Genomic DNA, 6,416 nt, shown 5'->3' on the forward strand with positions numbered 1-6,416 from the left:
CTGTGTCCCTAAATAAATTTATGGCTTTTCTCAAATATCTCCGGCCTCTATTAACTTGTCGAATTTAATCATATCAAACCTATTGAAATTTGTGAATATTTTTTTCAGTACAGTGAAGCACATAAAACAATATTTCTGTAGTTACTTAAAAATCACATAATAAATTTCTCATTACCTCTTCCAATACTATATCTGGATTTACTACCGTTTTTTCCGAACGCCATCCTATAAAGCCATCTGGTCTAATTAATACAGCACCTCCATTCTCTATACCATATAATTTGCTAAAAATATCTTCTGGAACAACAAAGTCTCCACTTAAGCCAACACGATACCCTTTTATATTTATTCCTAATTTAGCTGAAACAGTATGTGCTGCCTCAGCCCAAGAACTATTTTCTACTCCTGTAAGTAATACAAAACTGTTACCGAATAAGTCTAATGTAGAAACTTTCTTCCCCTCATACGTTCCCCATAAATGTGGCGCTCGCGTTCCAGGTCTTCCGTTCAACTCTATGCTATCCATTCTATGCGGAGTGACTGAATCATCTATAATCGCCTCTGAACAATACTGATATCCAACTGTAACAGCTAAACCATCCATATTATTCAAACTGCCTTCCTCTCTATTCGCAGCACGAAACAGTAAACTACTTGCATAAGCTGTCGTTAATTTTGCAACAGAGTGTCTCTCCTCATGATATGTTTCTAACAATTTTGGTTTTGCCTTCCCTTTTATAACAGCCGCTAATTTCCAAGCTAGATTGTGCGCATCTTGTATTCCTGTATTTGAACCAAATCCTCCTGTTGGCGGCATAATATGTGCAGAATCGCCAACTAAAAAGGTTCGATTTCCTTGAAATTTCACCGCTGTACTTTCAGCGGCTTCCCACGGTAAAACACTTAATATTTTTGATTCAACATTTGTACTTCCAATTGCTATTTGAATAATTTGTTTACAACGTTCTATAGTGAAGTCCTCTAGCCCCTCTCCTTTTAATGGATCGTAGGCTACATGATAAATCCATTTTTTTACGTTATCAACCGGGATAAGCGCACCAAGAACCTCCGGATGAAGTACCATCGAAAAACCGAATGCATCTCCTTGCATAAACTCACTTAAATCAGCTTCAAAATAAATATTCATATAATAGCCACCAATGGTTCCACGACCCTCAGTTTTAATCCCTAACTGCTCACGTATTTTACTTTTCGCTCCATCCGCTGCAATTACATAGTCACAATGTATGACACTTTCTTTTTCTGTTTCACGATTTCGAATCGTTGCTTTTACCCCGTTTTCATTTTGTTCAAATGAAACTAATTCATGATAAAAAGATAGTTGCTCGCCTAATGTTTTCGCTTCTTGTAACATCATCTCTTCTAAAATAATTTGATAACACGCAGTTTGTTTTGATGGACTAATCTTTTCTATTTTTTGAAGTAACTCTTCATCGTTTCCGTATTGCGTCGCTCTCATTTGTTCCAATTCTTCTTTATTCGCCTCAGCTATTGTATGAACCGCTATTCTTCCTCTGCAGTTCTCTAATGCTTTACCTGCCAATTTAATTCTTTTTTCCAAACCTAATTCTCGAAATAACTCCATTGTACGTAAAGTAAGACCGCCTGCTTTCGGATGAATGGCAGTAGACGGATGCCTTTCAATAAGTAAGTACTCAATATTATGTTTTGCAAGAAATAACGCAGACGCTAACCCAGATAATCCCCCTCCAACAATTAAAACTGGTACATAATTCGATTTCATATATTTACCCTCCACTTCATTGTTCTGAGCTCAGTGACATAAATATAATCAAAAAAAACATTAAAATATAGACTTATATTTCATTTTGAATTATCATATAGATAGATTAGGCCCCAAAATTCCTTTGACCTTTTCATACATCTATAATCCACCTGAATTGTGTCTGTATGAAAGTGTAAAACAAAAGAATGTACTTTACGTTGAACCATGTTCTATCGTAAAAATCAAAAATAATACAAACATTATAAGCGGCCGTAACCTTATGGATTATACAAGGTTACGACCGCTTATTTTATTGTTACATCATTTTTTGTTTTTAAAACTTCATTTATTGTGTTATGTAATCCTTCCAATCCCTTTTCTATCTCCCTATAATTTTCAACAATAAAAAATTCATTCGTCTCGATTTTCTTTCTCAATATTGCACCTCATGCAACAATCATGTAGCATTACCGTATCGAAGTAATGGTTCATCATTTTAAACCTTTCGACTAATTTTTTGGAGGTAAAGTGATTGAAATGAATAAACAAGAACAATTAAATATTATAAAAAAAGATTTTATTGATTCTCAAAAAGTATTATTGGCAATTGGCGATGAAACACGTCAAGCTATTTTGTTAGTTCTCATGGTAACGGAATGTCAAACCGGATTACGTGTAGGAGAAATTACGAAACAAACACACCTTTCTCGGCCAGCGGTATCACATCACCTAAGGATTTTACGAGAAGCCGGTATTATTTTAATGCGAAAAGAAGGTACAAAAAACTTTTATTATATTGATATACGTACAAAATTAGGTTTATTAAAAAATCTTGTATTAGATATTGAGAAGCTATTGCAAAACTTTTATTAAAACTTGGAGGTATAAGATATGAAAGCAATGATAATTGATAGATATGGAAAAGTCCCAATGCGTATGGCAGAGGTACCTACTCCTGAAATTAATGAGTATGAAGTGCTCGCAGAAATTCATGCAGCTAGTATTAACCCAATTGATTTTAAAATACGTGATGGAAAAGTTAAAATGTTACTGAAATATGAAATGCCTCTAATCCTTGGGAATGACTTTTCCGGTGTCATCACGAAGGTTGGATCAAAAGTGACTCATTTTAAAGTCGGTGATGAAATATATGCTCGTCCAAGAAAAAATAAGATTGGTACTTTCGCGGAGTATATAGCCATTCATGAAGATGATATTGCTTTAAAACCAAAAAATCTAAGTTTTGAGGAAGCGGCTTCGATTCCACTCGTTGGCTTAACTTCCTATCAAGCTTTACATGACATCATGCAATTACAAAAAGGACAAAAGATTTTAATTCACGCTGGATCCGGTGGTGTTGGTACTTTCGCAATTCAGTTAGCAAAAATAATGGGTGCTACTGTTACAACGACTGCTAGTGAAGCTGGTACAAATTTAGTAACGTCTCTTGGCGCAGATGAAATTATTAATTACAAAACAGAAAAATTTGAAGATATACTAAAAAATTATGATGCGGTATTTGATACAATCGGCGGTGCAACACTTGAGAAATCATTCAATATTATAAAAAGCGGAGGAAACATTGTTTCCGTTTCAGGTATGCCGAATGCTCGCTTCGGTAAAGAATTTGGTTCAGGCTTCTTTAAAACTCTCTTATTTTCATTAGCCAGCAAAAAACTTACTGCACTTGAAAAAAAGCATAATGCTCAATATTCATTTTTATTTATGAAGCCAAGCGGGGATCAATTACGTACTATTGCAAACTATATTGAAGCCGGAAAAATCAAACCGGTAATCGATCGAGTTTTCCCTTTTGAAGATGCGCAAAAAGCAATGGAATATTCAGAGTCTGGAAGAGCAAAAGGAAAAATAATTGTAAAAATTAAATAATAATAAAACCTCCATTTTCTTAAAATGGAGGTTTTAAATTTGCTGTTAAATAGACATAGTGCAATGAAGTCCTTACAATAGATTGCAAGGGGAAATATTATATTATACTTTTAGTTAACTTTACAAAGAATACATACGTACAAATACATAACTTAAAATACAAAAAGGAGGAGATACAATGACTAAAAATAATGAAACAGGTTGGAATTTAGATAATAGTTATACGACTTTACCACAATCATTTTATACAGAAATCCCCCCTACTCCCGTAAGTTCACCGGAGTTAGTTAAACTAAACCATTCATTAGCGATATCTCTTGGCTTGACCCCTGAAGAACTGAAAAAGGAAGCTGAAATTGCTATTTTCGCTGGTAATGCACTCCCAGAAGGAGCTCATCCATTAGCTCAAGCATATGCTGGTCATCAATTCGGACATTTTAATATGTTAGGCGACGGTCGTGCTCTTTTAATTGGCGAACAAATTACTCCTTCAGGTGAGCGTTTCGATATTCAACTGAAAGGTTCTGGTCCTACTCCCTATTCACGCCGAGGAGATGGCCGTGCTGCACTCGGTCCGATGCTACGTGAATATATTATTAGCGAAGCAATGTATGCACTCGATATTCCGACTACTCGCAGTTTAGCAGTTGTCACAACCGGTGAACCAACCTATCGTGAAACAAAGTTACCTGGAGCAATTTTAACTAGAGTAGCTAGTAGCCATATTCGCGTCGGTACATTTCAATATGCTGCAGCTCGTGGTTCAATAGAGGACCTGAAATCACTAGCTGACTATACGATAAAAAGGCATTACCCAGAAATTGAATCTCATGAAAACCGATATACTGCATTACTACAAGAAGTCATTAAAAGACAAGCCAGTCTTATCGCAAAATGGCAACTTGTTGGATTTATTCACGGCGTAATGAACACTGACAATATAACGATCAGTGGCGAAACAATTGATTACGGTCCTTGTGCATTTATGGACAATTACGACCAAGGAACTGTATTTAGCTCTATTGACACACAAGGTCGTTATGCATATGGAAATCAACCATATATGGCCGCATGGGATCTAGCACGACTAGCTGAATCTTTAATACCAATTCTGCACGAAGATGAAGAAGAAGCATTAAAAATCGCTCAAGACGAAATTTCGAAATTTAGCGTACAGTATGAAAAACAGTGGTTCCTTGGAATGAAAAAGAAATTAGGACTATTTAGCAACGAAGAACAAGATCACTCACTTATTGAGCAACTTTTAAAAATGATGGAGAAATATAAAGCAGATTATACAAATACATTCCGTTCATTAACTCTTGATGCTATCGAAAATACAGCTCTATTTGAAAGTCCTGAATTTAAAGAATGGTACAAACTGTGGCAATCTCGATTAGACAGACAAGAACAATCGAAAGAAAACGCCTACGAGATGATGAAAAATAATAACCCATCAATCATCCCGAGGAACCACCGTGTAGAAGAAGCACTAGAAGCAGCTGTTACAAATGACGACTATAGCGTAATGGAGAAACTTCTTGAAGCTTTATCAAATCCTTATGCGTATTCTACAGATCAAGAAGAATACTGCATTCCGCCTGCACCGACGAATCGCCCTTATCGTACTTTTTGTGGGACTTGATTAAAAATTTGTTTTTATTTTAACCCAAAATTTATTAAGTTAACTATTAATCACAAACTTAAAAGTTGCTTTCAATATTGAAAGCAACACATTTAGTATCCAACCTTAAACAAGTCACAAATTATAATTTGTGACTTGTTTAATTACCCACGTTCAATAGAAGGTTTGTTTTGCAGGCATCGTTGTATCTTCAGAGACAGCATATGGATTTTCATTAGGTTTTATAATTATAAACGTTCCACCATATCCACTGTGAGCTAATTTATTGCAAAGACCTTCTACCATAAAATCCCATAACTCCAGCTACTATTCCCATTATAGATAATCCAAGTTTTTTCTTTATTTTAATGCTTCTTTTTCAAATATTCTCTTTTTTATTTCATAACTCATAAAAAAATACTTTTCTGCTTTTTCTATATTACCTACTTTATGAAACTCTAATGCCAGACTTTCAGTATATTCGTGAATATACTCCGATAAATTTTTTCTTTCAAAGTAAGAAAAACCTTCAAGAATAATTTTTTCTATTTTTTCTACCTCTAAATGCTGACAAAATCCCTTTAGAATTAAAAAGTGATATCTATATTCATCATTTTTTAATTCCTCACAAACCTTCAATCCACTTTCAATTAATTCCTTCGCTTTTTCTATTTCACCTAATTTATAATATTCTCTTGCCTCTAAAAAGATTGCCTTATAATGAGTAGGCATTTTTTTAGAAACCTCAGATAAGTGTCTAATTGCTAAAACTGAAAGATTTTGACTCGCATACAATAAACCTAAATTATGTCTGATTCTTAATACTAACATTTCTGCATCATTTTTTTGTAAAATGTTTATTGCTGACGCAATATATTCCTCACCTTTATCATGCTGCTTTAATTCCGAAAAAGATAATCCTAATATATTTTCGCACAGCGCTATGTTCACTTCATACCCTGCTTGTTTAACAAAGATATCTCTTGCCTTTGAAGCGTATTCAATAGCTGAATATGCGTAATGCAAGTGGTATTTTAATACAGCAACTCTATAATTAAACTCTGCATATTCAATTTCATCTGAAATATGCTCTAATAACCCTTCAGCTTTTTCAAAATAGTTGCTAGCTTCACTATAATTAGTAAGAATTGTATA

6 protein-coding genes are annotated in these 6,416 nt (G+C 34.4%); 3 read left to right on the plus strand and 3 right to left on the minus strand.

Features of this window, described 5'->3' with window-relative positions; all coding sequences use genetic code 11:
• Window positions 1–145: 145 nt before the first annotated feature.
• Window positions 146–1,765, minus strand: a complete 1,620-nt coding sequence (locus ACQGS6_RS20965) for an FAD-dependent oxidoreductase (protein WP_025966615.1) — start codon at window positions 1,763–1,765, stop codon at window positions 146–148.
• 510 nt (window positions 1,766–2,275) lie between these two features.
• Here ACQGS6_RS20965 and ACQGS6_RS20970 point away from each other — a divergent pair.
• The 3 genes from ACQGS6_RS20970 to ACQGS6_RS20980 all read left to right on the plus strand — a co-directional run bounded on the left by ACQGS6_RS20970 (window position 2,276) and on the right by ACQGS6_RS20980 (window position 5,282).
• On the plus strand, window positions 2,276–2,620 hold the full coding sequence (locus ACQGS6_RS20970; RefSeq protein ID WP_426965528.1) for an ArsR/SmtB family transcription factor: 345 nt from the start codon (window positions 2,276–2,278) through the stop codon (window positions 2,618–2,620).
• Between the two features lie 18 nt (window positions 2,621–2,638).
• On the plus strand, window positions 2,639–3,637 hold the full coding sequence (locus ACQGS6_RS20975) for an NADP-dependent oxidoreductase (RefSeq protein WP_000646440.1): 999 nt from the start codon (window positions 2,639–2,641) through the stop codon (window positions 3,635–3,637).
• A 178-nt stretch (window positions 3,638–3,815) separates the two neighbouring features.
• On the plus strand, window positions 3,816–5,282 hold the full coding sequence (locus tag ACQGS6_RS20980) for a protein adenylyltransferase SelO (RefSeq protein WP_000164918.1): 1,467 nt from the start codon (window positions 3,816–3,818) through the stop codon (window positions 5,280–5,282).
• Between the two features lie 153 nt (window positions 5,283–5,435).
• Here the strand turns inward: ACQGS6_RS20980 and ACQGS6_RS20985 are convergent, their stop codons facing one another.
• Window positions 5,436–5,567 carry a hypothetical protein gene (locus tag ACQGS6_RS20985; protein WP_000229164.1) on the minus strand — a complete coding sequence of 44 codons (132 nt, stop codon included), beginning with the start codon at window positions 5,565–5,567 and terminating at the stop codon, window positions 5,436–5,438.
• Between the two features lie 54 nt (window positions 5,568–5,621).
• The coding region (locus tag ACQGS6_RS20990) for a tetratricopeptide repeat protein (RefSeq protein ID WP_426965529.1) at window positions 5,622–6,416 on the minus strand (795 nt) is incomplete at its 5' end.

Origin of the sequence: Bacillus sp. GMs2/2 (genome assembly GCF_050172095.1) — a bacterium.
In the GTDB taxonomy this organism is placed as follows: domain Bacteria; phylum Bacillota; class Bacilli; order Bacillales; family Bacillaceae_G; genus Bacillus_A; species Bacillus_A cereus.